Below are 1787 nucleotides of genomic sequence, written 5' to 3' on the forward strand. Positions count from 1 at the left end.
GCGTCGTGGTCGACGAGGTCGACCGGCACGGCGGCCTGGTCAACAAGTTCATCGGCGACGCCGTCCTCGCGATCTTCGGGGCCCCGGTCGACCACCCCGACCACGCGGGCGCAGCCCTGGCTGCCGCCCGGACGATGGCACGACGGTTGGCCGCGGAGGTGCCGGAGGTCGGCGCCGGGATCGGGGTGGCGACCGGCGAGGTCGTGGCCGGCAACGTGGGGCACGCAAGTCGTTTCGAGTACACCGTCATCGGGGACGCCGTGAACAGCGCCTCGCGCCTCACCGACCTCGCCAAGGAGGCTCCGGGACGCGTGCTGGTCGCCCGGGCCAGCGTCGTCCAGGCCGCCGGCGACGAAGCCAGCCACTGGGCCGACCACGGCACGATCACCCTGCGAGGTCGCACGAGCGAGACGACGGTCTCGGTGCTCCTCGACCCCTCCTAGACTCCCGGCATGGCTGAGACCACCGATGCCGCCCACGTCGTCCGCTCGTGCCTGACGGCGCTCCAAGAAGGAGACGTCGAGGCCGCTCAGGCCCTGCTCGATCCCGAGGTCGAGTGGCGCAACTCCGGACTGCCGACGGTCCGCGGCCGCCGTGCCCATCAAGCGCTGCGCGACATGATCGAGCGCGGCATCGGGTTCGAGGCCGAGCTGCACCACCTCGCCGCCGACGGCGACGTGGTGCTGACCGACCGCACCGACGTGCTGACCTACCGCCGCTTCCGCACGCAGTTTTGGGTGTGCGGGACCTTCGAGGTGCGCGACGGGCGCATCGTGCTGTGGGACGACCACTTCAGCCTGACGAACTTCGTCGGTGCTGGGGTCCTCGGACTGGTCAGGTCGGTCCTGCCTCGCTGACCAGCCCGGTTGTTCGGGCGAGCGGGATCAGCTGAGAGCAGCGACCGCGGCGTCGTAGTCGGGCTCCTGAGCGATCTCGGGGACGAGCTCGGTGTGGAGCACGGTGCCGTCGGCGTCGATCACGACGACCGAGCGGGCCAGCAGGGCCTCGAACTTGCCGTCGAGGAGCCGCACGCCGTAGTCGTCGCCGAAGCTCGACTTGAAGCCGGACGCTGCGGTGACGTTCTCGATGCCCTCGGCACCGCAGAAGCGGGCCTGGGCGAACGGCAGGTCGTTGGAGACACAGACCACGGTGGTGTTGTCGAGGCTGGCAGCGAGCTCGTTGAACTTCTTCACGCTCGCCGCGCACACCCCGGTGTCGACGCTGGGGAAGATGTTGAGGACGGTGCGCGTGCCCGAGCCCAGCGAGACGTCGCTGAAGTCGGAGCCGGTCAAGGAGAAGGCCGGGGCGGCGGAGCCGACCGCGGGGAGATCTCCGACAGTGGTGACGGGGTTGCCGCCGAGAGCAGTAATGGACATGGCACATGTCTAGCAGGCAGAACCCCATCGGCTCCTCGGCGTCCGGCGCGGCTACTCGGTCGGGCTGGCCCCTGGTTGGTGGACGGTGGGGCCCTCGGTCGGCTCGGAGGACTCGTTCTCGGAGGGTTCGGCAGGCTCGGTCGGCGCGGGGGGCTCGGTCACCTCTTGCAGCTGCTCCAGCACACAGAGGTCGAAGTCGTCGTCGCTCGCCTCCGGGTCGTCGACGTGACCCTGCTCGGCGCACCACGCGTTCGCTGCCTCCTCAGCCTCGGTGTCGCCCGGGTCGGGTTCCGGCTCCGGCTCCGGCTCGGGGGTCTGGGTCGGGGTCGGTCCAGGTGTCGGCCCCGGGAGCGGGAGCGGGGTCGGTTCCGGGGCCGGGGTCGACTCGGGCGACGGCTCGGGAGTCGGGGT

The 1787-nt window shown here is 71.0% G+C and carries 3 protein-coding genes and 1 pseudogene; 2 read left to right on the top strand and 2 right to left on the bottom strand.

The annotated features are described in order from the left end of the window. Both VOI19_RS18960 and VOI19_RS18965 read left to right on the top strand, forming a co-directional pair. A partial coding sequence (locus tag VOI19_RS18960) for an adenylate/guanylate cyclase domain-containing protein (RefSeq protein WP_323794489.1) occupies positions 1-443 on the top strand: 443 nt, incomplete at its 5' end. A 9-nt stretch (positions 444-452) separates the two neighbouring features. Further along, the gene (locus VOI19_RS18965; protein ID WP_323794490.1) at positions 453-857 is read left to right on the top strand and encodes a limonene-1,2-epoxide hydrolase family protein; all 405 of its coding nucleotides are present in this window, start codon (positions 453-455) and stop codon (positions 855-857) included. A gap of 27 nt (positions 858-884) precedes the next feature. Here the strand turns inward: VOI19_RS18965 and tpx are convergent, their stop codons facing one another. Next, positions 885-1376: a thiol peroxidase gene (gene tpx, locus VOI19_RS18970; RefSeq protein WP_323794491.1), complete on the bottom strand. Its 492-nt coding sequence runs from the start codon at positions 1374-1376 to the stop codon at positions 885-887. 51 nt (positions 1377-1427) lie between these two features. Continuing rightward, a pseudogene (locus VOI19_RS18975) lies at positions 1428-1787 on the bottom strand (hypothetical protein); the annotation flags it as partial.

This window comes from Nocardioides sp. (assembly GCF_034670285.1).
Classification (GTDB): Bacteria; Actinomycetota; Actinomycetes; order Propionibacteriales; family Nocardioidaceae; genus Nocardioides.